This window comes from Edaphobacter aggregans DSM 19364, from assembly GCF_000745965.1.
GTDB lineage: Bacteria > Acidobacteriota > Terriglobia > Terriglobales > Acidobacteriaceae > Edaphobacter > Edaphobacter aggregans.
In genome coordinates this window covers 24,334-49,182 of the sequence record NZ_JQKI01000041.1, presented here as the reverse complement: position 1 = coordinate 49,182, position 24,849 = coordinate 24,334, and the positions used below count along the sequence as shown (strand labels likewise).

At 61.8% G+C, this 24,849-nt stretch carries 19 protein-coding genes; 12 read left to right on the top strand and 7 right to left on the bottom strand.

What is annotated here, in order from left to right:
* Nucleotides 1–11: 11 nt before the first annotated feature.
* The gene (locus tag Q363_RS16470) at nucleotides 12–1,508 is read left to right on the top strand and encodes an L-serine ammonia-lyase (protein ID WP_035352213.1); all 1,497 of its coding nucleotides are present in this window, start codon (nucleotides 12–14) and stop codon (nucleotides 1,506–1,508) included.
* On the opposite strand, the gene Q363_RS16465 is transcribed toward Q363_RS16470, so the two are convergent.
* From Q363_RS16465 to Q363_RS16455, 3 genes are all read right to left on the bottom strand, one after another.
* A complete protein-coding gene (locus Q363_RS16465) occupies nucleotides 1,495–2,271 on the bottom strand; it encodes a class I SAM-dependent methyltransferase (protein WP_035352211.1) in 777 nt (258 codons plus the stop codon). The two genes, Q363_RS16470 and Q363_RS16465, sit on opposite strands and share 14 nt — an antisense overlap.
* Nucleotides 2,272–2,296: 25 nt before the next feature.
* On the bottom strand, nucleotides 2,297–3,493 hold the full coding sequence (locus Q363_RS16460; protein ID WP_035352210.1) for an acetyl-CoA C-acetyltransferase: 1,197 nt from the start codon (nucleotides 3,491–3,493) through the stop codon (nucleotides 2,297–2,299).
* Nucleotides 3,494–3,901: 408 nt separating this feature from the next.
* Entirely contained in the window at nucleotides 3,902–4,723 is an 822-nt protein-coding gene (locus tag Q363_RS16455; RefSeq protein ID WP_035352209.1) for a hypothetical protein, read from the bottom strand.
* A 124-nt stretch (nucleotides 4,724–4,847) separates the two neighbouring features.
* Between Q363_RS16455 and Q363_RS16450 the strand changes: the two genes are divergently transcribed.
* Nucleotides 4,848–5,933, top strand: a complete 1,086-nt coding sequence (locus Q363_RS16450) for an NAD(P)/FAD-dependent oxidoreductase (protein WP_035352207.1) — start codon at nucleotides 4,848–4,850, stop codon at nucleotides 5,931–5,933.
* A 109-nt stretch (nucleotides 5,934–6,042) separates the two neighbouring features.
* On the top strand, nucleotides 6,043–7,176 hold the full coding sequence (locus tag Q363_RS16445) for a citrate synthase (RefSeq protein WP_035352205.1): 1,134 nt from the start codon (nucleotides 6,043–6,045) through the stop codon (nucleotides 7,174–7,176).
* Nucleotides 7,177–7,237: 61 nt separating this feature from the next.
* Here the strand turns inward: Q363_RS16445 and Q363_RS16440 are convergent, their stop codons facing one another.
* The gene (locus tag Q363_RS16440) at nucleotides 7,238–7,849 is read right to left on the bottom strand and encodes a DinB family protein (RefSeq protein WP_035352203.1); all 612 of its coding nucleotides are present in this window, start codon (nucleotides 7,847–7,849) and stop codon (nucleotides 7,238–7,240) included.
* Between the two features lie 136 nt (nucleotides 7,850–7,985).
* Here Q363_RS16440 and Q363_RS16435 point away from each other — a divergent pair, with 136 nt between their 5' ends.
* A complete protein-coding gene (locus Q363_RS16435) occupies nucleotides 7,986–9,170 on the top strand; it encodes a cysteine desulfurase family protein (protein WP_035352202.1) in 1,185 nt (394 codons plus the stop codon).
* A 373-nt stretch (nucleotides 9,171–9,543) separates the two neighbouring features.
* Entirely contained in the window at nucleotides 9,544–11,079 is a 1,536-nt protein-coding gene (locus Q363_RS16430) for an alpha-amylase C-terminal beta-sheet domain-containing protein (protein ID WP_084080434.1), read from the top strand.
* A 4-nt stretch (nucleotides 11,080–11,083) separates the two neighbouring features.
* Here Q363_RS16430 and Q363_RS16425 read toward each other — a convergent pair whose 3' ends face one another.
* The gene (locus Q363_RS16425; RefSeq protein WP_035352200.1) at nucleotides 11,084–12,952 is read right to left on the bottom strand and encodes an APC family permease; all 1,869 of its coding nucleotides are present in this window, start codon (nucleotides 12,950–12,952) and stop codon (nucleotides 11,084–11,086) included.
* Nucleotides 12,953–13,057: 105 nt separating this feature from the next.
* Here Q363_RS16425 and Q363_RS16420 point away from each other — a divergent pair, with 105 nt between their 5' ends.
* From Q363_RS16420 to hmgA, 7 genes are all read left to right on the top strand, one after another.
* The gene (locus tag Q363_RS16420; RefSeq protein WP_035352198.1) at nucleotides 13,058–13,624 is read left to right on the top strand and encodes a glutathione peroxidase; all 567 of its coding nucleotides are present in this window, start codon (nucleotides 13,058–13,060) and stop codon (nucleotides 13,622–13,624) included.
* Between the two features lie 72 nt (nucleotides 13,625–13,696).
* A complete protein-coding gene (locus tag Q363_RS16415; protein WP_342667421.1) occupies nucleotides 13,697–14,617 on the top strand; it encodes an SDR family oxidoreductase in 921 nt (306 codons plus the stop codon).
* Nucleotides 14,618–14,835: 218 nt separating this feature from the next.
* Nucleotides 14,836–16,749 carry a M61 family metallopeptidase gene (locus Q363_RS16410; RefSeq protein ID WP_035352194.1) on the top strand — a complete coding sequence of 638 codons (1,914 nt, stop codon included), beginning with the start codon at nucleotides 14,836–14,838 and terminating at the stop codon, nucleotides 16,747–16,749.
* Between the two features lie 348 nt (nucleotides 16,750–17,097).
* Nucleotides 17,098–18,237 (top strand): alpha/beta fold hydrolase, encoded by a 1,140-nt coding sequence (locus tag Q363_RS16405; protein WP_035352193.1) that lies wholly within the window; start codon nucleotides 17,098–17,100, stop codon nucleotides 18,235–18,237.
* Nucleotides 18,238–18,318: 81 nt separating this feature from the next.
* Nucleotides 18,319–18,693: a hypothetical protein gene (locus Q363_RS16400; protein ID WP_035352191.1), complete on the top strand. Its 375-nt coding sequence runs from the start codon at nucleotides 18,319–18,321 to the stop codon at nucleotides 18,691–18,693.
* A complete protein-coding gene (locus Q363_RS16395; protein ID WP_084080433.1) occupies nucleotides 18,632–19,069 on the top strand; it encodes a pentapeptide repeat-containing protein in 438 nt (145 codons plus the stop codon). Before Q363_RS16400 ends, Q363_RS16395 begins: the two co-directional genes overlap by 62 nt.
* A gap of 208 nt (nucleotides 19,070–19,277) precedes the next feature.
* Nucleotides 19,278–20,570: a homogentisate 1,2-dioxygenase gene (gene hmgA, locus Q363_RS16390; RefSeq protein WP_035352190.1), complete on the top strand. Its 1,293-nt coding sequence runs from the start codon at nucleotides 19,278–19,280 to the stop codon at nucleotides 20,568–20,570.
* A gap of 73 nt (nucleotides 20,571–20,643) precedes the next feature.
* Here hmgA and Q363_RS16385 read toward each other — a convergent pair whose 3' ends face one another.
* A complete protein-coding gene (locus Q363_RS16385; protein ID WP_035352189.1) occupies nucleotides 20,644–23,589 on the bottom strand; it encodes a TonB-dependent receptor in 2,946 nt (981 codons plus the stop codon).
* 42 nt (nucleotides 23,590–23,631) lie between these two features.
* Nucleotides 23,632–24,849, bottom strand: a complete 1,218-nt coding sequence (locus tag Q363_RS16380; protein ID WP_245632267.1) for a DUF5666 domain-containing protein — start codon at nucleotides 24,847–24,849, stop codon at nucleotides 23,632–23,634.

Here is a 24,849-nt window from a genome sequence, read left to right as displayed (position 1 = left end):
CAATAGTCCCCGTGAACACCAGCCTCTTCGAACTCTTCAAGATCGGCATCGGCCCCTCCAGCTCTCACACCGTCGGACCCATGCGAGCCGCGCTGCGCTTCGCCCGCTCACTCGACACCGGCGACACGCTCGCGAACGTCGCCCACGTCACCGTCGATCTCTACGGCTCGCTCGCCCTCACCGGACACGGACACGGAACCGATCGCGCCATCCTCCTCGGCCTCAACGGCGAAGCGCCCGACACCGTCGATCCATCCATCATCGACACCGAGCTAGCCGCGATCCGCGACACCGGAACGCTCTACCTCCTCGATCGTGAAGCGATCCCCTTCACCGAAGCCGAACACCTCCGCTTCCACCGCGATCAGATGTATCCCGATCCCGGCAAACCAACGCACCCAAACGGCATGCGCTTCTCCGCCTTCGACGCCGCAGACAATCTCATCAGGCAGGAGATCTTCTACTCCATCGGAGGAGGCTTCATCCTCTCCGCAGCCGAGTTCGAAGCCCAGCAAAACTCCGCCGCCACAACGACGCGAACCGTTTCGCATCCTTTCCGCAGCGCCGCCCAACTACTCTCCACCGCCGCAGCCCACAACCTAACCATCGCCGACCTCCTCCTCGCCAACGAAGTCGCTCTCCTCAACGACCCAACGATCCATCGTCCCGCCTCGAATGCGGGTGCCCCAGGTCTCGATTCTGAGACCTGGGTTTCGCAGGATGCTCGAGTATCATCCCCGGAAGATCAGATCAGAGCCAGCATCCTCACCCTCTGGCGAACCATGCAGCAGTGCACCGAACGCGGTCTCGCCACCGAAGGCATCCTTCCCGGCGGCCTCAACGTCCGCCGCCGCGCACCGCGCCTAGCACGCCGTCTCGAGACAGAGGGATCAAAAGACCCGCTCGCCCCGATGGATTGGGTCACGGTCTACGCGATGGCCGTCAACGAAGAGAACGCCGCCGGAGGCCGCGTCGTCACTGCTCCCACCAACGGAGCCGCAGGCGTCATCCCCGCCATCGCGCACTACTACTTGCGCTTCGTCGACGACGTTCCGCCGCACCGGAAGGAAGCCGGCATCCTCCGCTACTTCCTCACCGCCGCCGCCATCGGCATCCTTTACAAAGAGAACGCCTCCATCTCCGGCGCCGAGGTCGGCTGCCAGGGCGAAGTCGGCGTCGCCTGCTCCATGGCCGCCGGAGGCCTCGTCGCCGCGCTCAACGGCACCAACGAGCAGGTCGAGCACGCCGCCGAGATCGCCATGGAGCACAACCTCGGCATGACCTGCGACCCCATCGGAGGCCTCGTCCAGATTCCCTGCATCGAGCGCAACGGCATGGGAGCCGTCAAGGCCATCAACGCCGCCCGCATGTCCATGCACGAGACCGGCGGCCATAAGGTCTCGCTCGACCAGGTCATCGCAACCATGTACCAGACCGGCCTCGACATGCAGTCCCGCTACAAAGAAACCTCGCTCGCCGGCCTCGCTCTCAACATCATCGAGTGCTAGCCGGCGCGAACCTCCCGCACGCGATCCGGCAGAGCGTCCGGATCGTAACGACTTCGTCCTTCTGCCGCTGTGCGAAGAACTCCTGCAGCGCCTTCTGCATGCCCTCATATTTCGGATGATCCGGCGACGGAGTCACCGAATACGATTGCGTCAGTCCGACAAGCTCCTCCAGCGTCAACCGCTGCTCGCCGGAGATCTCCCTCCGGAAGAGTTCTCCGCTGACGAAGAAGGCGTCCACCTTCGGCGCGATCTCGTAGCGCTCACGGTTCGCCGCATAGTCGATTCCGTGCTCGCGCAGCACCGCCTCGTAGTCCTGCGAAATCGGCGAGTCGTCCCGCACGCGGCTGTTGTTCACCAGCACCACCCAACCGCCTGGCTTCAGAATTCGCTGAAACTCCGGCCTGGTCCGCTCGAGATCGAACCAGTGAAACGCGCGTCCCACGGTGATGAAATCAACTGAAGCATTCTCGAGCCCCGTCTGCTCCGCGGTTCCCTCTTTCACTGTCAACCCCGGCCAAGCCGCCGCCAGCCTTTCGCATGCTGCGCGCATCTCATCGTTCGGCTCCACCGCAACAACAGCATTCCCATGTTGAAGAAACAGCTCGGCCAGCATCCCGGTGCCCGCGCCGATATCGGCCACAAGGTGCTCGAGCGTCAGCCCACACCGTTCCACCAGGACGTCGATCACCTGCGCCGGATACCGCGAGCGATATCTCTCATAGTCTGCGACGCGGCCCGAGAAGCGTTCCGTATGATCACTCATGCATCGGTTTGGATACTTTAAAGCGTCAGCGCTCCACCGCCAGCGCCACCGAGTTCCCTCCACCTAGGCAAAGCGCCGCAACTCCCTTCTTCACATCCCGCCGGATCATCTCGTGGATCAGCGTCACCAGCACGCGAGCGCCGCTGGCTCCAATCGGATGCCCGATCGCTACCGCTCCTCCATTGACGTTCACCTTATGGAGCGGCAGTCCCAACTCCTTCGTTACACCGAGCGCCTGCACACTGAAGGCCTCATTCAACTCATAGAGATCCACCTCGTCGCGATCCCACCCCGCCCGTTTGAGAACCCTTTGCACGCCGGTCACCGGAGCCAGCATCACCCACCTCGGCGCCACTCCGCTCGTCGCCTGCGCCTTGATCGTCACCATCGGCTTCAGTCCAAGTTCCTTCGCCTTCTCCGCCGACATCACCACAACCGCCGCCGCCGCATCGTTCACCCCCGGAGCATTGCCCGCCGTCACCGTTCCCTCCTTCTTGAACGCCGGCTTCAGCGCCGCCAGTGATTCCAGCGCCGCGGCGGGATTGTCAATCGCATCCTCGCGAACGCTCTCATCCCGCTTCACGACCGTCACCGCACCCTTCTTTCCCGGAACCTCCACGGGAACCACCTCCGCCTCGAACCGCCCTTCGCGCCAGGCCGCGCTCGCCCTCCGGTGCGATTCCAGCGCGTAACAGTCCTGCTGCTCGCGCGTGATGCCATGCTTCTCGGCCACCAGTTCACCCGTCATTCCCATGTGCCAGTCCTCGCACGTACACCACAAACCGTCTCTAATCATCGAATCGACAACGGCCGCGTCGCCCATTCGTAAACCCTTCCTCGCACTCGGCAGCAGATACGGCGCGTTCGTCATCGACTCCATTCCGCCGGCCACCACAATCTCCGTATCGCCCAACATCACGCTCTCGGCTGCAAGCGCCACCGCGCGCAGGCCGCTGCCGCACACCATGTTCACCGTCAGCGCCGAGACTGTATCCGCCAACCCGCCGCGCAGCGCCGCCTGTCGCGCCGGATTCTGCCCCAGCCCCGCAGGAAGCACGCATCCCATCACGCACTCGTCTACGCTCGACGCATCAATCCCCGCTCTGCGCGCGGCTTCTCGCACTGCAATCGCGCCAAGCTCCACCGCCGACAACTCGCTCAACGCACCCTGAAATTTACCCACTGGAGTTCGCACCGCCGAAACAATCACCACATCGTTCATCCCACACCTCACACTCATATCGGAAACAACAAACGCGCCAGTATATGCTTTCGCAACCTGCGCATGCACTTCCAGGAAGGCATCAACCCCTTCGCCTCACGAAGAGACCATCACTCCCTCGCTCCGAATCGCAAAACGCACCTAAAAAAAAATCTTCCGAACCTATCGATTTTTCTTGACAGTGAATTTTCGTAAATCTATACCTTCGTTAGCTGCAATGAAGCATGTTGCAGTGTCAATGTCTAATCACTAGGGAGAATAGGCAAAATGGCAACGAAGAAGGCAGCCAAAAAGGCACCCGCTAAGAAGGCAGCAAAGAAGACCGCGAAGAAAAAGTAAACCAACAGGCAAAGCAAAAACGGGGGACGCGATCAGCGTCCCCCGTTCTGCGTCTGCGCCAACGCCTCGCTACTGCGTCGCCGTCTTGTTCTTCGGCGTCGAAAGATATCCCGACACCTTGTTCTTGTCGATCGAGTTCACCACCAGCTCGAACAACGCGGGGTCCTTGCCGGAATAAAACTGCACCGGCTCATTCAAACCCTTATCCTTCTTCTCGATCATCCGGTCGTCCGCGCTCACATTCAGGGTGTAACGCGAGTGCTTCTGATCGGCCTTCTTCAACTGCAGCTTGATCGTCGACAGCAGCGTCGGCTGAGCCCCCTTCTGCAGCGTGAACTCGTAGTAGTTCCGGTCGCCCTTGTGCTTCAGTATCTCAAGCTCACTGTGGTTCGTGGCAATCAGGCCGCTCATCACGCCCGCATCGCCCATCACGCGGTTCAGCTGCGTCTTTGTCTGTTCCAGGTCGGTCTTGGTCGCAGCAACGTCCGTCTTCACTCCGCCCACGTCCGTCTTCACGCCCGAGACCTCGGTCGAGACGGCGCCGATCTGCTTCTGAGTTGCCGCCTGGGCCTCCTCCAGCTTCGCCTGGGCTGCCTTCTGCTGCGCCATGATGCTCTGCGCCTTCAACTCGATCTGCTTCTGAGTCATTCCCACGCTCTGGCCCAGAGTCGCGCTGGTCGCCCGAAGGCGGGCATTGGTTGCCTCCAGCTTCTCGTTCAGCTCCGCATTCCTCTGGTCGGCGGCCGTCAGCTTCACCTGGGCAACACCCAGGCTCTTCTGCAGCGAGTAGCACCACACCAGACCGCCCAAGGCAGCAAGAAGCGAGATTGCCACCGTCGCCAGCAGTGCACCAGATACTGACCGTTCTTCTACGTATCCTTCTTCTCTCATCGCTCTCTCCTCACAACTGCCTCAGTTTGGACGTTCCACCGAACGATACATCACTCCTGCCCGCTAAACGGGGAAACCGCCACAATCAGACTATATCGCGGCGAAAGCCATCTAGACTGATCTTATGTCTCACCCCGACATCTGCATCGCCGGAGCCGGCATCGTCGGCCTGTCGCTCGCTCTCGAACTTCACGGGCGCGGAATGCGCGTCGCCGTCCTCGATCGCGGCGAGCCGCTCGCCGAGGCCTCCACCGCAGCCGCCGGAATGCTCGCCGCGCACGATCCCGAAAATCCTCCCGAGCTGCTTCCGCTCTCCGAACTCAGCCTCTCTCTCTATCCCGACTTCCTCGAACGCCTCTTCGATCTCTCCGGCCTTCAGGTTCCCTTCCACACCAGCACCACCCTGCAGGCTCTCCCACCCGGCCATCATGAACTCGCGCGTCACGTTCCCGTCCTCGCCCCGGAGGCTCTCTCCCTCCTGCTGCCCGGCCTCACACCCGGAGACCATCGCTTTCTCCTGCTCAGCGAGCAAAGTCTCGATCCCCGAGAGCTAGCCCCCGCTCTTCTCGCCGCAGTCCGCTCCACCCCCATCGAGCTCCGCACCCACACCCCGATTCGCATCCTTCGCTCAAACGACGACTCGGTAGAGATTCACACCGCAGCCGACGTCCTCCACGCCTCCCGCTTCATCGACTGCACCGGCGCCTGGGGCTTCACCTCAACCCTTCCCTCGCATCTCCGCGTCTCTCCCCGCAAAGGCCAGATGCTTGCCGTCGCCCTTCCGCCCTCGCTGCCGCTTCATCTCGTCCTCCGCACTCCGGAGATCTACATCGTTCCGCGAACCAACAACGCCACCGCAGTCCGCGCCATCATTGGTGCGACGGTGGAGAGTGCCGGCTTCGACAAGACCATCTATCCCGCTGATATTGCGCGGCTGCGCGCCCTCGCTTCCCAGCTCCTTCCTCCCATCGCCGACGCGCCAGAGCTTGAGACCTGGGCAGGACTTCGCCCCTCGACCCTAGACAATCTTCCGCTCCTCGGCCCTGTCCCCGGATCCACCAATCACTACGTTGCCACCGGACACTTCCGCAACGGCATTCTGCTGGCCCCGGCGACGGCCCGCGTCATGGCCCAGCTCATTGCAGGCGAACGGCCTTCGGTCAATCTCGCTCCGTTTTCACCGCTCCGCCCCCCGCGCCCGCAGCAGTAGAAAGAAACTCGCACAGCGCTGACGATATTCGCCCGGCTGCCGTGACAATCGTTTCTCCACTGCGCTATAAACCAGATGTACTTTAGTTCTGCCTGGAGAAGTTCACATTATGTCTACCGCCGTCGCACCCAAGGGCCTGGAAGGCATCGTCGCCACCAACTCCTCAATCTGCTGGATCGACGGCGACGCCGGGGTCCTCTCCTATCGCGGAATCGACATCCACGAGCTCGCCGAGCACTCCACCTTCGAAGAGACCACCTACCTCCTCTGGTTCGGCAAGCTGCCCAACGCCGCCGAGCTCGCCGACTTCACCCGCAAGCTCGCCGAGGCCCGCAAGCTCGACCCCAAGATCATCGAACTGCTCCGCACCGTTCCCGCCAGCGGCTCACCGATGGAGGTTCTGCGCACCGCAGTCTCCATGCTCAGCCTCTACGACGCCGACGAGAAGGACAACTCGCACGACGCCAACGTTCGCAAGGCCTACCGGCTCACCGCGCAGATCGCGATGATCGTCGCCACCTTCGATCGCATCCGCAAGGGCAAGCCCGTCGTCGAAGCCGACCCCTCGCTCTCGCACGCGGCCAACTTCCTCTGGATGCTCAACGGTAAGAAGCCCTCCGAGACCGCCGTTCGCACCTTCGACATCGCCCTCATCCTTCACGCCGACCACGAGCTGAACGCCAGCACCTTCGCCGCGCGCGTCATCGCCGCCACCCTCGCCGACATTCACTCCGCCATCACCGGAGCCATCGGCGCACTCAAGGGCCCGCTGCACGGCGGAGCCAACGAAGCGACGATGCGCCTCCTTTTTGCCATCGACAAGGCAGGCGAGGATCCCGTCGAGCACGTCCGCAAGATGTTTGCCGAGAAGAAGAAGATCTCCGGCTTCGGCCACCGCGTCTACCACACCGAAGACCCCCGCGCCACGCACCTGCGGCGCATGTCCGAAGTGCTCAGCAAGACCTCCGGCAACATCAAATGGTTCGAGATGTCGCGCAAGATCGAGCTCTTCGTCAAGGAAGAAAAGAAGCTCAACGCCAACGTCGACTTCTACTCCGCCTCCACCTACACCCTGCTTGGCATCGACATCGACCTCTTCACACCTATCTTCGCCGTCAGCCGCATCGCAGGCTGGACCGCCCACGTCATCGAGCAGCACGACGACAACCGCCTCATCCGCCCGCGCGCCGAATACGTCGGGCCCACCTACCCGTCGCCCTACGTACCAATCGCCCAGCGCTAGATCTCTCTCAGAACAGCAAAAACGGGCCGGTATATCCGGCCCGTTCTGCTTAAGTCACGACTTACTTCTGGCTCGACGGCGGAATTAGACCATTCATCCGCAGATACTCCGCGAGATGCCCGAAGTGGTCGAACCCATGCGCCACCAGGAAGCCGGCCAAGCTCGCCCGTGTTCCATCTGCCCCAAACGGCTTGAACGTTACGCTCTCAAATGCGTTTTGCGTCGTCAGCGTCGCCATCGCCTTATGCGCAAAGTCGAAGGAGGCCTGAGCCGCCGCCACGATCTGGTCCTTATCCTTCAAGTCGGCAATCGCCTTGACGTCCACATCCGGCTTCATCCCGCCGACCATGCCGGCAAAGAAATAGTTCGCCTGCGCCACATGCTTTACCATCCCCGCAAACGTGCTGACACCCTTATTGTCCGGCGACAGGAAATCCGTCTTCTGCGACTCCGCAAAGATTGCCGCGCTCGGCGCGAAGTTATACTTCTCCGCCGGCATCGCCTTGGCAACACCCATGAACTCCTTTTCAAGGAGACTCAGCGTCGAATCGAAGCTCTTCGCTGGATCCACCATCGTCGGTGTAGCCTTCGGAGTTCCTCCCATCTGTGCCTGCATTCCCGTTGCGCAACAGGCCGCCAGGGCCATCGCCATAACCATCTGCTTGATCATCATCTCGTTCTCCGTTCCATTAGATGTGCGGTCAGCTTCCCCGCAGAAACCGCGCCCAGCCTACCAGAACCGCCATCCTCTCTCTACGGCATTCGTCCCGAAAACGCCTCTTTTCATCAGCGCGAAGTAAAATAGATCCATGCACCGCATCTACATGGACGCCAACGCCACCACGCCTCTCCTCCCTGAGGTCTTCGAGGCCATGCGTCCCTTCTACCTCGAGCACTACGGCAACGCCAGCTCCATCCACCAGCAGGGCCAGCACGCGCGCGCCGCCGTCGACCACGCCCGCGAGTCCATCGCCCGCCTGCTGCACTGCCGCCCCGCCGAGGTCGTCTTCACCTCCGGCGGCACCGAGAGCGACAACCTCGCCCTCTTCGGCGTCCTCGCCCCCGGCGACCACCTCATCACCACCGCCATCGAGCACCACGCCGTCCTCCACGCCGCCCAGGCACTCGCCTCGCGCGGCGTCGAGGTCACCTTCCTGCCCGTCACACCGCAAGGCATCATCGAGCCCACCACTCTTCTCGCCGCGCTCCAGCCCAACACCCGCCTCGTCAGCATCATGTACGCCAACAACGAGACCGGCGTCATCCAGCCCATCGACGCGCTCGCCGGAATCGCTCACGCCGGCGGCTCCCTCTTCCACACCGACGCCGTCCAGGCCGGCGGCAAGCTTCCTCTCGACGTCAGCCCCCACGGCTTCCTCAAGGACGTCGATCTCCTCACCCTCTCCGGCCACAAGATCTACGCCCCCAAGGGCATCGGAGTCCTCTACGTTCGCCGCAGCGTGCGTCTCTCGCCCATGTTCCACGGCGGCGCGCACGAGCGCCAGCGCCGCGCCGGCACCGAGAACGTCCCTGGCATCGTCGGCCTCGGCAAGGCCACAGATATCTCGGCCGACTGGATCAAGTCCGAAGGCCCCGCCAAGCTCGCCGCTCTCCGCGACCGCCTCGAACAAGGCATCGCCGCCCAGATCGACGAGACCGGCGTCAACGGCGCCGGCGCCCCGCGCGTCTGCAACACCAGCAGCATCTACTTCGACCACGTCGAGGCCGAGGCTCTGCTCATCGCGCTCGACCTCAAGGGCCTCTCCGTCAGCGGAGGCAGCGCCTGCCAGTCCGGCGCCTCCGAGCCCTCGCACGTCCTCACCGCCATGGGGCTCTCCGCCGCACGCGCCCGCGCCACCATCCGCTTCTCCCTCTCCAAGCTCACCACCGAAGAAGAAGTAGACGAAGCTCTGAAGCTCATCCCCGCCGCCGTCGCGCACCTGCGCGAGCTTTCGCCCACGTACAACAAGTCAGAGGCTCACAGCATCGCTTGATTGCGATTCTCTGGCTAGACCATAGGAGACTGGTTCGTGGGATAGGGTGGTGCGTAGACGCCTGGTTCCGGCACGGTTTTCAGCGCGAGAACGCCACAACGTAACCCACAACCAGATTGGCTAAATGGCACGATCATTGAAGTCCGAGTGACCCAGGAAAGCCTGCTTTCTTAAAAGATCTGCCAATACGGAACAATGACAACTGCGAATATTAGAAGAACCCCAAAAAGAACGATCAGATGAGCTGGCCCAATCAAATCTCGCATTGAGACGCTCCAAACAATGTAAAATGTGCCAGTAGCCGCAACAATTACGCAAAGACATCTCAGGCCCAGGTAGTCCCGATCATCCATACCACACGTGGAGCACCATCATGCACACGCCTCTGGATTCAGGGAAGCGCGCCCTTCGTCTGCCCCTGGTAGCATTCCTTCTCTGCTGCGTACTTCTTACTACTCAATCATCCCAGGCACAATCCGGCTTCGACGACGACCGGGTCATGCTACAGGGCTTCTACTGGGAGTCCTCCCGCTTCGGACATCCAGACAAGTTCCCCGACAAGGGCACAAAGCCCTGGTACGACATCGTCAAGTCCGATGCCGCCGCCATCGCCGCAGCCAACTTCGACCTCATCTGGCTTCCCCCACCCGAGTACGCCGGCAACTTCAGCGTCGGCTACAACCCCAAACAGCTCTTCGTCCTCGACAACGCCTACGGCAGCCGCAAGCAGCAACAGGCCGCGCTCGCCGCCCTCCTTCAGAACGGCGTCGAACCCATCGCCGACATCGTCATCAACCACCGCGACGGCACCAGCGGCTGGGCCGACTTCCAGAATCCGGCCTGGGGACTATGGGCCATCTGTGCCGACGATGAAGCCTTCTCCAACGCCATCTCCGGCATTACCACCACACCCGTCGATCAACGCGGCAAATGCGAAGAGACCGTCTCCTACCGTCCCGACGGAACCTACCGCTATCCCTCCTTCCGCGACATCGCCCAGACCGACATCCGCGTCCGCCGCGACATCGTCCGCTACCTGCTCGCGCTCCAGTCTCTCGGCTACCGCGGCTGGCGCTACGACATGGTCCACGGCTACGGCGCGCAGTGGATCGCCCAGTACAACAGTGTCACCCACCCCACCTTCTCCGTCGGCGAGTACGACTGGGACAAACAAGGCGAGGAGCGCGGCTGGATATGGGCCACCGCAACCAACTCCACTCCCACCGCCGGCGACCATCTCCGCACCTCCAGCGACGTCTTCGACTTCCAGACCCAGTTCTCCCTCAAGTCCATCGATAGCAGCAACTACACCGCGCTCTACGGCTTCGGCAACGGCATCGGCCTCGTCGGCGACACCACCGACGGCCTCCCCTGGAAGCAGCGCGCCGTCACCTTCGTTGAAAACCACGACACCGGCTTCCGCACCAACGAAGACGGCACGCCACAGTTCGACCACCAGTCCGACAACTTCGCCAACAACTGGCAGGTCGAGCAGGCTTACGCCTTCATCCTCACCCACCCCGGCATCCCCTGCGTCTACTGGAAGCACTTCTTCGAGTGGGGCCCGGACCTCCAGAGCCGAATCAAAGCCCTCATCAACGCGCGCAAGGTCGCAGGCGTGAACTCCGGCAGCGCCGCCGACCTTCAGGACAACGCGCGCCAGGCAGGCGTCTACGCCGCCCGTGTCCACGGAACCCACGGCGACCTTTACGTCCGCGTAGGCGGCGACGACACCAGATGGCAGCCCTCCGACTCCGGCTTCCAGAACTACCGCGAGTACGCCGCAGGCTCAGGCTGGCGAGTCTGGATCGCACTGCCGGGAAATCCGCCCGTCGTCACCGCACCGCACCACGCCGCCTTCCCTGTCCCGAAGTACAAACAGGCCAGCAAACAGAAGCCACCCTTCTAGCGCATCACAGATACCACGGAATGTTCACCACCACGATCCGCTGGTTCCCCTTCACCAGCAGCAGCAGCTTCAGCAGCTGCACGCGCTGATTGTGCAGCGCGTTCTCCCACCAGTGCCGCACCACCAGCTCCGGCAGCAACACTGCCACCTTTCTGCCCGGATTGCTCTGCTCCAGCTCCAGGATGTAGTCCATCAGCGGGTTAATGATGAAGCGATACGTCGAAGAGATCGTCACCAGCTCAGGTACCGGCAGACCCTCCTTCTTCAGAGGAGCTACGATCTTGTCCTCCCACTCCTGCTCCAACCCCGCCGGCTCGTCGTCCGAGTGAACGTGCACTACCTTCAACTCCTTCGACATGAGCAGCCCAAATCGGAGTGCCTTCTCCGCGATCCGGTCCCACCGCGCCATCGGGATCACTACCAGCGGCTGCTCCAGATTCGTCAGGCTCAACGGAGTCATGTCCTTCATCTCCCGCTTCACCCGCGTGTAGTGGCGCTTGACCACCATCATAAGCACGATCATCGTCGGAATCAGAAGAGCCGTCACCCAGGCCCCTGCCCTGAACTTCGCAATCAGCACCACGATCAGCGTGATGCCCGTCGCCACCGCACCAAAGCCGTTCACGAACATATGCCACATCCGGCCCGGATGCTTATCCATCTTCAGCCAGTGCACCACCATGCCTGCCTGCGACAGCGTAAACGCGAGAAACGCTCCGATCGCATAAAGCGGAATCAGTTTGTCCGTCACGCCGCCGAAGAGAATCAGGATCAGCGCCGTAAACCCCGTCAGCGCATACACGCCATGCGAGTACAGCAACCGCCGCCCGCGAATCGTAAACACATGCGGCAGGTAATCGTGCACCGAGATCGCACGCGCCAGCCGCGGAAAGTCCGCAAACGCCGTATTCGCGCTCAGCGACAGCGCCAGCAGCACGCTGCCCATCGTCAGGAAGTACACCCACCCGCGCCCGAAGACCGCCGTCGTCAGAATGCTCAGCACGCTCTGGTAGTTGTGCGCCTCCGGCTCCATCGCCGTAATCCCGTAGGCCTTCGACAGCCACGTGATCCCGAACAGCAGCACAATCAGCGTCACCACGATGATCGTCAGAGTCCGCTGCGCCCTCTTCGCTCGCGGCTCCTCAAACGCCATCACGCCGTTCGACACCGCCTCAACGCCCGTCATCGCCGCGCAGCCGCTGGCAAACGTCTTCAGCAGCAGCCATATGCTCAGGTATCGCACCAGCACTGGCCCCGGCGGAGGCGGAGGCGCCAGCGGTATCGGGTGCCCTCCGCTGGCCCACACCCGATACGTGCCCACGCCGATCACCGCCAGCAGCGTGCCCACAAACAGAAACGTCGGAATAATGAACGCCGCGCCCGTGTCCTTCACGCCGCGCAGATTGATCACAGCAAGAATCGCCAGAATCACCAGGCAGATCGCCAGCCTATGACGATGCAGATCCGGCACCGCTGAGGTCAGCGCCGTCACGCCCGCCGAGATCCCCACCGCAGCCGTCAGGATGTAGTCGATCATCAGCGCCGCAGCCGCCAGCAGCCCCGCGCCCTCACCCAGGTTCTCCGTCGCCACCGTGTAGCTGCCGCCGCCACTCGGATACGCCGCAATCGTCTGCCGGTAGCTGAAGTACACAATCACCAGCAGCGTCAGGATCGCCGTAATCACCGGAACGATATAGTCCAGTCCCACGATCCCCATCGGGATCAGAAGCGTCATCGCCGCCTCAGGCCCGTACGCCGCGCTCGTCAGAGCGTCCAGCCCAAAGATCGGAATTCCCGCAGCTACGCCGATATGCTCGGCACGTTCCTCGCTCGTCGCAAGTGGCCTTCCAAAAAGAACATCCGTAAATGACATATTTGTCTTCGATCTTACTTCCACTTGCGACCGCGACTCCGCAAAAATATCCCCATCGCACCCGTACGAATACCGAGACCGAACCCATAGCGATACACTCACTGCATGGCGAATCTCTACGACATTCCCGTCCAGCGCATCACCGGCGAGCCCGCGTCCCTCAACGACTACCGCGGTCACGTCCTGCTCATCGTCAACGTCGCCTCCAAGTGCGGCCTCACTCCACAGTACGAAGCCCTCGAGAAGATCTATTCGCGCTTCAAGGACCGCGGCCTCGTCGTCTGCGCATTCCCCGCCAACGACTTCGGAGCCCAGGAGCCCGGCACCAACCAGGAGATCTACAAGTTCTGCACCGGAACCTACTCCGTCGACTTCCCTCTCTTCTCGAAGATCGCAGTCACAGGCCCCGAAACCCACGCGCTCTACCAGGCCCTGATCGCCGCGCAGCCCAAGGCCATCGGCGACTCGCGCCCCGGCTTCCGCGACAACCTCAACAACTTCCTCGCCACCCACCACAACGGAGCCACCACCAACCCTGAGCCCGGCATCCTCTGGAACTTCGAGAAGTTCCTCATCGACCGCAACGGCCACGTCGTCGCCCGCTTCTCCCCCGAGATCACCCCTGACGACCCCGCCGTCATCGCCGCCATCGAATCCGCCCTCAACTCCTAGCCTGAGAGTCAAACCGCAGCCCGGCTTCAAAAATCAGAACCTACGTCAAAAGTTTCACGTTCAAGAGTGCAAATGGGCGTAGGCTGTGTTCCTGGGAGAGCCGACATGATTCTCGTTGTTGGTGCCACCGGCATGGTAGGAAGCGAGATTTGCCAAAGACTATCGAGACGAGGCGAAAAGGTTAGAGCGCTGGTTCGCACGACAAGTTCGACAGAAATGGTGGCACTTCTCCGGGGATGCGGTGCGGACGTATGCGTTGGCGACCTCAAAGATCCAGACTCGCTAGCTGGCGCTTGTCGCGGTGCCAATGCGGTCATCTCGACTGCGTCCTCGACCCTCTCCCGACAGGCAGGAGACTCGATCGAGTCGGTCGATGACACGGGACAACTGAACCTCGTGGAGGCGGCAAAGTCTGCTGGTATCAGTCGGTTTGTTTTTGTCTCATTTCGCCGTCCGGCCGGGATCTCCTTCCCGCTGGCAGACGCAAAAGCGCACGTCGCGCATGCGATCCGGGACCTGAACTTTACTACGATCCAGGCTAGCTGGTTCATGGAAGTGTGGCTGAGCCCGGCACTCGGATTCGATTACTCAGGTGCTTCTGCTCGCATCTATGGATCCGGGACCAGCCCCGTGAGTTGGGTTTCGTTCCCGGACGTCGCAGAAATGTGCGTTCTTGCTCTGCGGCATCCGGCGGCAGAGCGCAGGACAATCGAATTTGGCGGCCCCGACGCGCTGAGCCCAATTGAGGTTGTTGCCCGTTTCGAACAGATTGGTGGCAAGTCGTTCAAGCTCGAGCATATTCCTGATGAGACCCTACGCGCGCAGTTTGAGGGAGCCACGGACTCGATGCAAAAGAGCTTCGCCGCGCTAATGCTGGCTTATTCCTCTGGAGACGCGATCAACATGACGTCGATCCAGCAGGAGTTTGGGATCAAACTCACGAATATTGATCAATTCGCCCGCAATGTTCTTGGGCAGACAACTCCCCATTGAGATTCCGCGCCAGATTCGGGGCGAAAAGAGCCAGATTAAATCTCATTGGTTCCGTCTCGATCACGGGATGCCTGAACACAACCATTCAGCAGTAACTCTGTTCCAGCAGAAGCAAACTGGTCCAGTACCAAAGATCACCCTGCGTCCCCAACCTCTTCGCAATCGTCTACCCTTCTAATACTAAAAATCCCCCCTCACGCGAGAGGAAATCCTTGCTCATGATCCATCGCACCACTCTCCTGTCCATCGCTCTTCTTCTCAGCGCAACCGCCCTCCTGCAAGCCCAGAAGGCCCCCATCCTCATCACCGCCGACCTCTCCGACGCTCCCCGCAAGGTCTACCACGCCGACCTCGATATCCCCGTCAAAGCCGGCATCGTCTCCCTCACCACGCCCGAGTGGATCCCCGGCAACCACCGCCCCACCGGCCCCGTCAGCGACATCACCGGCATCGTCTTTACCGGCAACGGCAAACCGCTCACCTGGCGCCGCGACGATCAGGACCTCTACCAGTACCATGTCACCGTCCCCGCCGGCGTCACCACCCTCCACGCACACCTCGACTGCATCGTCACCGCACGCGTCACCCAGAAGATGGCCGTCCTCGAGTGGGAGAAGCTCCTCCTCTACCCCGCCAACACGCCCGTCAAAGAGATCGCCATCCAGCCCTCCGTCACCGTCCCCAAGGGCTGGGGCATCGGTACCGCGCTCACCCCCACTGACGGCTACGACCCCCAGCACCCCGCCGGCGGCACCACGCACTACGCCGCCACGACCGTCGAACAGCTAGAGGACTCCCCTGTGATCACCGGCGCATACTTCCGCGAGTTCGCCCTCGCCCCCGAGGTCACTCCGAAGCACTACATCGACGTCGTCTCCGACCAGCCCGAGGACTCCAACCTCCGCCCCGCTCTCCTCTCCGACCTCAACAACCTCGTCCGCGAGACTGGAGCCGCCTACAACTCGCGCCACTACAGCGTCTATCACTTCCTCCTCACGCTCTCCGACGTCGCCGGCGGTGAAGGCCTCGAGCACGGCCAATCCTCCGACAACGGCGTCGGCGAAAAAGGCTACTCCGACGACGCCCACCAGCTCGCCGAGGCCGACCTCCTCGCCCACGAGTTCACCCACTCCTGGAACGGCAAGTACCGCCGCCCCTTCAACCTCTACCAGGACGACTTCCACAAGATGCAACAGGGCTCGCTCCTCTGGACCTACGAGGGCATGACCCAGTACCTTGGCAACGTCCTCGCCGCGCGCTCCGGCCTCAAGTCGCAGGCCCAGTACCGCGACCTCCTCGCCATGTCCGCCGCCAACCTCGACAACAAGCCCGGCCGCCAGTGGCGCAGCACCGAAGACACCGCCATCGCCGCCAGCATCCTCCGCGGAGGCAACCCCGCCTGGTCCAACTGGCGCCGCGGCCAGGACTACTACCAGGAAGGCGAGCTCTTCTGGCTCGACGCCGACACCCTCATCCGTCAGAAGACCAACAACCAGAAGTCCCTTGACGACTTCCTCCACATCTTCCTCGGCAAGGGCGGCAACACCGGCCCGCTCATCGTCACCTACAACCGCGACGAGCTCATCGCCGACCTCAACCAGGTCCTCAAGTACGACTGGGCCACCTTCATTCACGAGCGCATCGACAACCCCAACCCCCACGCCGACCTCGACGGCATCGAGCGCGGAGGCTACAAGCTCGTCTACACCGACAAGCCCACTCCCTCCGAGCACACCATGGCCTCAGCCGGCGGACGTCGCGGCGGCGGCGTCAACCTCTGGTACTCCATCGGCCTCCGCGTCTCCAACGAAGGCACGATCGCCGACGTCCGCTGGGGAAGCTGCGCCGACAAGGCCAACCTCGCGCCCGGCCAGAAGGTCATCGCCGTCAACGGCAACATCTTCTCCGCCGAAGCCCTCCGTACCGCCATCAAGGAAGCCAAGGGCAAGACCGAGCCCATCCACCTCATCCTGCAATCCGACACCTTCGTCACCCTCGCCGACATCGACTACCACAACGGCGAACGCTACCCCGTCCTTCAGCGCATCGAAGGAACCCCAGCCTACCTCGACGACATCACCACTCCTCTAACCACCCCTGAGAAAGCTCCGGCCGAAAAGAAAGGGGAGTAGCCACAAGCCCCAACCCAAAGGAATGCGTCTGGCGAAGAGGCGCATTCCTCTTTTGCCGTCATTCTGAGCGAAGCGAAGAACCCCCGCATTTCGCTCGAACCGATCAATCGCTGGGCGCAAGCGCAGATCAAGTAAACCTATTGATCCTGCAAGACTTCCTCGTAATTTCCACACCGAACTTCTTGACACGCCTGATAACCTTAAATCAGAAGTAAAAGAGAAGCCCGGCCACCCGCCGGGCTTTTTCCTTCTACGGAGAATGGCAAGAGACGTGCACACAAGGTACCAAGCTAAGGTATCTGTTTAGAATAGTTTGCACAAAAAATTACGGGGGAGAGTACCACGAACATGAACCGAACGACGCAACTCAGGAAGCTCGCCACACTCGCCGCCATCCTCACGCTCTCCCTCTCCGCCCCCGCCCAAACGATGTCCGCCCCCACCGGCCAGGCTCCCAGACCAGCCACGAAATGGCCCGCCAAGGACAACGTCTACGTCATTAAAAACTTCCGCTTCGGCACCGGCGAAACCCTCCCCGAGCTGACCCTGCACTACCTCACCCTCGGCGAGCCGCACCGCAACGCCGCCGGCCACGTCGACAACGCCATCCTCCTGCTCCACGGCACCGGAGGCAACCGCCACACCCTCATGGTCCCGCAGTTCTCCGACGTCCTCTTCGGCCCCGGCCAACCCTTCGACATCACCAAGTACTTCCTCATCCTCCCCGACGACATCGGCCAGGGCGACTCCTCCAAGCCCTCCGACGGCGTCCACATGAAGTTCCCCCAGTACGACTACGACGACATGGTCCGCTCGCAGTACCTCATGCTCACCGAGGGCATGAACGTTGACCATCTCCGCCTTATCCTCGGCACCTCCATGGGCTGCATGCAGTCTTGGGTCTGGGGCGAAGCGTATCCCACGTTCATGGACGCCCTCGCCCCCTTCGCCTGTTACCCCACCGAGCTCGCCGGCCGCAACCGCATGACCCGCTACATCGCCATGGAGTCCATCAAGCACGACCCCAACTGGAAGAACGGCGAGTACACCACCGAGCCCATCGAGGGCCTCCGCGGAGCCGAAGCCATGCTCCTCGTCATGGGCTCCGCCCCCCTCCAGATGCAGAAGAACTACCCCACCCGCGCTCAGGCGGAAAAATACGTCGACGACTACATGGCCCGCACCATCCCCGCCACCGACGCCAACAACCTCCTCTACTACGTCAACGCCAGCCGCAACTACAACCCCGAACCAAAGCTCTCCACCATCGTCGCCCCCGCCCTCTGGATCAACTCCGCCGACGACGTCATCAACCCGCCCGAGCTAGGCGAAAAGATCATCAACCCGCGCGTTCTGCCCAAGATGCCCAAAACAAAGTTCATCCTCATCCCCATCTCCGATGCCACCCGAGGCCACGGAACCCACACCCAGGCCGCCGTCTGGAAGGACTACCTCATCAAGTTCATGGCCGAAACCGAACCCAAATAACCTACCTTTCAACGCCTCGTTACCGCAGCCCACTCACTAGCGTCGAGTCACCGTAGATCTGCCCGTCGAAGAGGAAGCCCAATGATTCTGCGTGAAGCGAGGAAGCGGCCGGCAAGCTGGAACAGTCTCTCCAGCCAGGTAAAGCACCGCTGGGCGATTCCGTTCCTCACATTGGAATGGCTGTGGGAGTGGGTGGCTTTCTTCCTGAGCAACTGGCGCTTTGTGGAAGTTCTCGAACGTCTTGGAAGTTTCTCCGTGCTCGCGGCAGTTATCTTCTACTTCAGCGAATCCGGCAACCGTGTCAAACAAAGGCACTATCAAGCCTGGCAGGTGATCAACACGGCGCAGGGTAAGGGTGGCAGCGGCGGTCGCATCGAAGCACTCCAGGAACTGAATGCAGACAAAGGTCCCCTTAGTTGGCGTCGATGTCTCATCCGCGTTCCTGCAAGGCCTTAAGCTTGAGCATGCAAATCTATTGAGGGCAGACTTCAGCGCGGCCGATCTACGGGGCAGCGACCTGAAATCCGCTGATTTCACAAGCGCCGATCTGCATTCTGCAAATCTCCGCCAGAGTAATCTCGAAGATGCCTCGTTCGAAGACGCTGAAATGAAAGATGTGGATCTGTGGGGATCCAATCTCTCTGGAGCCAGGCTTACCCACGCGGATATAAGTGGCGCAGACCTCAGCTTTGCAGACCTGCGAAATGCTGAATGGAAGCAACTGAAGAAAGTTACAGGGACAAACATCGCTTCCGTGAAGAATGCGCCGGAGGGATTTGTCGAGTGGGCTCTCGAAAACGGCGCAGTGCAAAAGCCTCCAGGGGAGAAATAGAAATCCGCCTGGCATCCTTCCCCTCTCCGGACTCCCTCACCAACGCGCATCCACACCGTCCCGTCGTTCGCGCCTCCGAACCATCCCGACTTCGATAGGCAGAAATTGATCTTCCCTCTGCGGACAAGCAGCGTCGAAATGCTCTAAGCTACGGTGTCGCCGCAAACCGTCCCGCGGACGGCTTCAAACTTGTTCCAAGGGAGTCCAGATGTCCGATCTCCACTACTTCTCCGGCTTCGGCAACGAGTTCGCCACCGAGGCCATTCCCAACGCCCTGCCCATCGGCCAGAACGCCCCGCAGAAGGCCCCACACGGCCTCTACACCGAGCAGCTCTCCGGCAGCCCCTTCACCGCTCCGCGACTTCTCAATCGCCGCACCTGGACCTACCGCATCCGCCCCTCCGTGATGCACAAGCCCTACCAGCGCATTCCCAACGGACTGGTCCGCTCAACACCATTCAATGAGATCGAGACTCCGCCCAACCAGCTCCGTTGGGACCCTCTGCCCCTCCCCGACGCCCCCACCGACTTCATCGACGGCCTCACCACCCTCGCCGGCAACGGTGACTCCTCCGTGCACTCCGGCGTCGCCATCCACGTCTACGCCGCCACCAAGAGCATGACCGACCGCTTCTTCTACTCCGCCGACGGCGAGTTCCTCTTCGTCCCTCAGCTCGGCAGCATCGTCCTCCACACCGAACTCGGCATCCTCGCGCTCACCCCCGGCGAAATCGCCGTCATCCCACGCGGCATCAAGTTCCGCGTCGAACTCAGCGAAACACAAGCCCGCGGCTACCTCCTCGAAAACTACGGCCAGCCCCTCCGCCTCCCCGACCTCGGTCCCATCGGAGCCAACGGCCTCGCCAACTCGCGCGACTTCCACACGCCGCACGCCGCCTACGACGATCGCGACAACGGCACCTTCCAGGTCATCGCAAAGTTCCTCGGCAATCTCTGGGCGACGGACTTCGACCACTCACCGCTGGACGTCGTCGCCTGGCACGGCAACTACGTGCCCTACAAGTACGACCTCCACCGCTTCAACTGCATCAACACCGTCAGCTTTGACCATCCCGACCCGTCCATCTTCACCGTCCTCACCTCGCCCAGCGAGATCCCCGGCACCGCCAACGTCGACTTTGTCCTCTTCCCCCCTCGCTGGATGGTCGCTGAGCACACCTTCCGCCCTCCCTGGTTCCACCGCAACTTCATGAACGAGTTCATGGGCCTCATCGAAGGCCAGTACGATGCGAAGGCCGAAGGCTTCGTCCCCGGCGGCGCCAGCCTGCACAACTGCATGTCCGGCCACGGCCCCGACGCCGAGACCTTCGAGCGCGCCTCCAACGCCGAGCTCAAGCCCGTCAAGCTATCCGACACGCTCGCGTTCATGTTCGAAACCCGCTTCGTCTGTCGTCCGACGAAGTTCGCGATGGACACGGCCTCTCTCCAGCACGAGTACTACACCTGCTGGCAGACGCTCAAAAAGAACTTCCACCCATAACCAACTTAAAGGCAAAGAGGGTCACGACAAAGAAGTGTGACCCTCCCCCTGAACTTCCGTCCTGCTCGCTAGTCTAAAAGTTGAACGAAGCCTGCAGCGAGATCGCTCGGACCGCCGTTCCGTTGCTGAACGGCCGAGGAGCCAGCGCCGTGAACTCGCCGAAGCGCTGCGAGGTAAGGGTGCTGGTTGGCGTGGCATACGGAACCATGTTGAAGAGATTCGAAACCTGCGCGCCCAGCGTCATCGTGTAGCGATGGCCGGAGCTTCCGCCGCTGCCAAAGGGTCCACCACCGAAGCCGCCACGAGCACCACCACCACCACCACCGGGACCTCCACGTCCTCCGCCCGAGCCCCCACGATTACCCTGACCACCGCCACCGGGAGCTGCCGAGCCCGTCCTCTCGCCAAATCCGAAGATCCTTGCGATACGAAGGTTGATCGTCGCGTTTGCGGGACCCGTGCAATAGTTGATCGGCACCGGCGTCAGGCTTCCGGTTTGCGTCGCGCTGAAATCCTGTGAGTTGAAGCAGTCGCCGCTGCTGCCATTCGCAAAATACGGCCGCGCGTTGTACACCGAGCTTCCCGTCGGATCGAGACCGCTGGTGATGTTATACGGAACGCCGGCGCGAGCAATGATGAACGGACTGGCCGTAAACGAATACGGGAGCTGGAAGCTTCCTCCAACGACGCCGAACTGGCGCTGCGCAAACGTCGCTCGGCCGTAATCGACTTTGGTGTTCGTGTTGCTCGTCGGAATAAAGGTTGCACCCGACGTATTCGCATTCGCAAAGTTGATCGAGTAGAACCCGAACAGCGTCGCACGGCGCAGGCGAATGTTCGAATTGATCAACAGCTGGTTCTGACGGAAGACGCCGGCCGACTGAAACTGAAAAGCATACGGCGAATTGCTCCCGGGATCGAAGTAATTCCTCGTCATGTACTCATGCACACCGCGAGCGTTCAGATAGTTCACCGAGATGGTTCCAATCCGTCCCAGCTGCTGGTCAACGCCCACCGCAGCCTGCATCGTGTACGAGCTGCGTGTATTCTGCCCAATCTGCGTCACGCTGATCCTGCTCGCCGCCGCCGTACCGCACCCCGTGGGGTTGGCCGGCGTGCAGGTCGCGCCCGGATTGATGTACGTCGACTTCATCTGCGCAAACCCGTTCTGCTGCAGCGTCGTGATGTAGTTGTCCAGCGAGAACCGATCGTAGAACATGCCATAGCCGCCGCGAATCACCGTAATCGGACTGCCCTTTCCGTGCGGCACGCCCCACGCGAACGACAGACGCGGAGCAAAATCGTGATTACTGTGGATGATGTTTTGCGCCTCGTATCGAATGCCGTAGCTGATCGTCAGGTTCGGCTTCACCTTCCAGTCGTCCTCCGCATACAGCCCTACATCCACGCCGCGGCCGTGAACCGTCGGCTGGTTGATCGTAGCCACGGTGTACTGTCCCGGCAGACCGCACTGGTACGAGGACAACGCACTGTTAACCTTGTCGCACGGTGTATTCGTCGGCTTGCAGGTGCTCGGCCTGCTCGTCAAATTCGGATCGGTGCAAGGATCGAGCAGATAGGAATAGAAGAACGTTCCGTTTTGATTTTGCGTCGAGGTTACATCCTCGCTGTTCGTCCGTATCCGCCCACCAAACCGGATGAAGTTCTTGCTCAGGGCAATCGAGGTGTAGTTCTGCCCCTCGAAGTGGGTGGTCGTACTCCGCTGCGTTCCCAGGCTCGAGCCACCGTACGTAAAGATACCCTGAACCGACAGCGCCGGCGCAGTGCTCAGAGGGTCCTGGGTCGAGTAGTCGCGCTGATATTCAAAGCGCGTCTCGTTGATCACTCGAGCGCTGAGAATCTGCGTGTCGCTCACCTGCACGGTGTGTTCCGTGGACTCGCTGTTATATCCCGTCGCCGGCAGGTTCGTGTTTTGAATGCCGTTGTTCTGCGAGCCACTGACCTCATACTGGTACCGCACTGTCAACGTGTTCTTCTCGCCGAGCGCGAAATCGACGCGCGGGCTGATATCGCTTCGCGTTGACGGATGCGGCACCGCACGCGCCGCCTCCGGATACGACGGGAAGTACGTGCAGGTCAGATCGCCGGGAGCGCACGGCACGGTGTCAGTAGCGGACTTCGCATAAAAGCCGCTCGGATTGACGATGCTGTTGTCGTCGATGTTGCGATGAGAACCAGAGACAGTAAAGGAAGTCCTATGGTTGATAGGGCCGCTGATGCTGCCCAGCATGAAGATCGTGTGATAGTCCGGCTGATTGTTCGACGGCCCAAGAAACGGGTTCGAGGTGTTGAACGGCTTCGTGTTTCCCTGGATGTTGAAGTTGCCGTGAAACTTGTCCGTTCCAGGCTTGGTGAACACCTCAACCCTGCCATAGCCCAGCCGGTCGTACTGCGCCGAAAACGGATTCTGGTTGATGCGGACCTCGCGGATCGAGGACTTCGGAGGAAGCTGCCCGCCGGTGAATCCATCAACGTAAATCTGGCCGCCATTCGGACCCGCAGCCGGTCCAGCCAGCGCACTCAACTCCGACGAAAGCTCGTCCGGATCATCAGAGAGTGCATCGAGGTCCTTCCCCTTGATCGTCGTCGTGCTTGCATTGCTGTCCTGATCAACACTCAGCTGCGTCGACTCTGCATTGACTTGGACCTCCTGGTTGGCCATCTGCAGCGCCATCTTCGCGTCCATCGTCAGCGCCTGCCCAGCCGCCACACGAACTCCCTGACGCACAAACGTCGCGAAACCATCCATCGTAACCGTGAGCGAGTAGGTTCCCGCCGGCACATTGCGAACGACGTAGCTTCCATCGGCGCCGGACTGCACAACCTTCGCCGCGCCCTTCGCCGGCGTCAGCGTCACCGTCGCGCCGGGAATCACCGCCTGATCCGGATCGGTAACCGTACCGCGAACCGTCGCATCTCCCTGCTGTGCTCTCGCAACCGCAGGAACCAGGGCGATCAAAAAAAGGAAAACAGTCCTCAAAAATAAACGAATAGACATACCACTCCTCAAGAACTCTGGTCGTTGCAGATTGGTGGGGCCCTACTGGCCGCCGCCACCCTCCGGGGCTGCTCCGCCCACGTTCCACGGCGAAAGCGTCATCGCCGGCGCGCCGCTTGGCGTAGCCGCCAGAATCGGCTCTACTCCAGACAGCATCGTCACCGCCGTCACCTTGTCACTACCCGGCGCAATCTCCGACGCCACGATCATCACCGCGTCGCCCACCTTCAGATCCCCGAGCGTCTCCGTCGGAAGCCTCGACAGCATCTGCGACAGGTCGCCGCCGGCAGAGTGTCCGGGCCCGCCCATGCCTCCCGGTCCACGCGGAGGTCCACCGGCCTGCGGCGCTGCGCCAGCACCAGCTCCCTGTGGACGCGACGCGCCGTTCGCACCGTTGGCTCCGCCCGTACCTCCGGCAGCCGCCTCTCCGCGTTGACGCGCAGCAAACCGCGCCGCCATCTCCGGAGGCAGCTTGCGAACGTCCGAGTGCGCAGTCACGCTCACAGTCATCGTCTTCTTCGTCGCGAGATCCTTGAGCGTTAGCGTGCCTCCCGCTGGGTTGATCGTCGCAATCGTCCCGGCAAGGTTCTTGAACGAGCCACTCACCACGTCTTCGGCCTGGATCGTCGAGCCGTCCTCGGACTTGTTGCCGCGTACGCGAAGCTGATCGTCCACCTGAATCTGCGCCAGCGTTCCAGGCTTCGCATCCTCAAACTTCACCGAGTCCCCCGCGTAGCGGCGAAACTTCGTCGCGGCCGTGGTCTCCACTTGGATCTTCTTAGCGCCCGCCGAGATCGTCACCGTCCCTCCATTCACCGCGGTCACGATCCCGCCCGAGCCGCGGCGCTGCCAGTCCAGCTTCTCCGCCTCGTTCTTCTGCGCGATATCGGTCGACTTCATCAGAATCACGCGCGTGGCCGCAAACGAGCCGTCATCCTCGCTCTTGCCCGTAATCAGCACGCGGTCGCCCACCGCAACATCGCCAAGCGTGATCTGCGCCGCAGACTTCAGGTCCGTGCTCCCCGGAGCAAGCTGCAGAACACGCGCGCCGTCTGCCACCGTCGCCGTTACCTGCGCTCCGCCATCGGTGGCCAGCGTCAGCGAGTTGCCCGAGATCGCCTTCACCGTTCCGATCTGTCGCGCTGCCGCCGGCGCCGCAGCCTGTGCCACGGCCGCGGTCCCCAGCCCCCCTGCCCCGCTTACCGGAAGCAGCGCCGCGGCAAGCGAAGCCGCGCGAACGATCCATCTCATCTGCGTCAT

Bases quoted from the DNA above. Each gene is read 5' to 3' on its own strand.
- Q363_RS16465 (WP_035352211.1), bottom strand. From the start codon at position 2,271: ATGAGTGATCATACGGAACGCTTCTCGGGCCGCGTCGCAGACTATGAG.
- Q363_RS16460 (WP_035352210.1), bottom strand. From the start codon at position 3,493: ATGAACGATGTGGTGATTGTTTCGGCGGTGCGAACTCCAGTGGGTAAA.
- Q363_RS16455 (WP_035352209.1), bottom strand. From the start codon at position 4,723: ATGAGAGAAGAAGGATACGTAGAAGAACGGTCAGTATCTGGTGCACTG.
- Q363_RS16450 (WP_035352207.1), top strand. From the start codon at position 4,848: ATGTCTCACCCCGACATCTGCATCGCCGGAGCCGGCATCGTCGGCCTG.
- Q363_RS16445 (WP_035352205.1), top strand. From the start codon at position 6,043: ATGTCTACCGCCGTCGCACCCAAGGGCCTGGAAGGCATCGTCGCCACC.
- Q363_RS16440 (WP_035352203.1), bottom strand. From the start codon at position 7,849: ATGATGATCAAGCAGATGGTTATGGCGATGGCCCTGGCGGCCTGTTGC.
- Q363_RS16435 (WP_035352202.1), top strand. From the start codon at position 7,986: ATGCACCGCATCTACATGGACGCCAACGCCACCACGCCTCTCCTCCCT.
- Q363_RS16430 (WP_084080434.1), top strand. From the start codon at position 9,544: ATGCACACGCCTCTGGATTCAGGGAAGCGCGCCCTTCGTCTGCCCCTG.
- Q363_RS16425 (WP_035352200.1), bottom strand. From the start codon at position 12,952: ATGTCATTTACGGATGTTCTTTTTGGAAGGCCACTTGCGACGAGCGAG.
- Q363_RS16420 (WP_035352198.1), top strand. From the start codon at position 13,058: ATGGCGAATCTCTACGACATTCCCGTCCAGCGCATCACCGGCGAGCCC.
- Q363_RS16415 (WP_342667421.1), top strand. From the start codon at position 13,697: ATGGGCGTAGGCTGTGTTCCTGGGAGAGCCGACATGATTCTCGTTGTT.
- Q363_RS16410 (WP_035352194.1), top strand. From the start codon at position 14,836: ATGATCCATCGCACCACTCTCCTGTCCATCGCTCTTCTTCTCAGCGCA.
- Q363_RS16405 (WP_035352193.1), top strand. From the start codon at position 17,098: ATGAACCGAACGACGCAACTCAGGAAGCTCGCCACACTCGCCGCCATC.
- Q363_RS16400 (WP_035352191.1), top strand. From the start codon at position 18,319: ATGATTCTGCGTGAAGCGAGGAAGCGGCCGGCAAGCTGGAACAGTCTC.
- Q363_RS16395 (WP_084080433.1), top strand. From the start codon at position 18,632: ATGCAGACAAAGGTCCCCTTAGTTGGCGTCGATGTCTCATCCGCGTTC.
- hmgA (WP_035352190.1), top strand. From the start codon at position 19,278: ATGTCCGATCTCCACTACTTCTCCGGCTTCGGCAACGAGTTCGCCACC.
- Q363_RS16385 (WP_035352189.1), bottom strand. From the start codon at position 23,589: ATGTCTATTCGTTTATTTTTGAGGACTGTTTTCCTTTTTTTGATCGCC.
- Q363_RS16380 (WP_245632267.1), bottom strand. From the start codon at position 24,849: ATGACGCAGATGAGATGGATCGTTCGCGCGGCTTCGCTTGCCGCGGCG.